Annotated in this window: 1 pseudogene; it reads left to right on the plus strand. The window is 41.0% G+C overall.

The features are described 5' to 3' along the window. Positions 1-161: 161 nt before the first annotated feature. Positions 162-554: pseudogene (locus tag CBI42_RS11210) on the plus strand (transposase family protein); the annotation flags it as partial.

Genomic DNA, 554 nt, shown 5'->3' on the forward strand with positions numbered 1-554 from the left:
ATTTCGATTTCGGCTCTACAATATCTGTTGTTGGTAATAGATTTTTATCTATTACTGATGACAGATTTTTTGTTTTTCATTAGAATAAAAAAGCGGACATTTCCTGTCCGTTCATCAAAACCAACAACCACGAAGATTTTAGAGAAAGAAGGAAATGCCCTATGTCAAATGATACTACGAAAATGTTGTTAGGAATAGATGATAAACACTTAAAAATTGAGAATGGCAAAATAGGTGATGATGGGGTGATCCGATTAAACGGGTCGCTGAACTATTCCCCCAAGGCTTGCCGCAACTGTGGGGTTATTAATGATCACCAGATCATTGGCTATGGTTGGCGAAGGACCACCATTAGATTCGCTAAAACATTGGGCAGCACGGTTATCCTATGCCTCAATCGGCGAAACTTTCACTGTAAGGCTTGTCATACCAACTTCCTGGCGCAGACGAGTGCAGTGCCGAAGCACTGCACGATTTCAAATACAACCCGGAAACAATGTTTAGAGAAGTTAACGGAACCAGTGAGCCTCAAACACATTGCCAATGAATTGTCC

It is taken from the genome of Streptococcus sp. KR (assembly GCF_002238115.1).
Taxonomy (GTDB): domain Bacteria; phylum Bacillota; class Bacilli; order Lactobacillales; family Streptococcaceae; genus Streptococcus.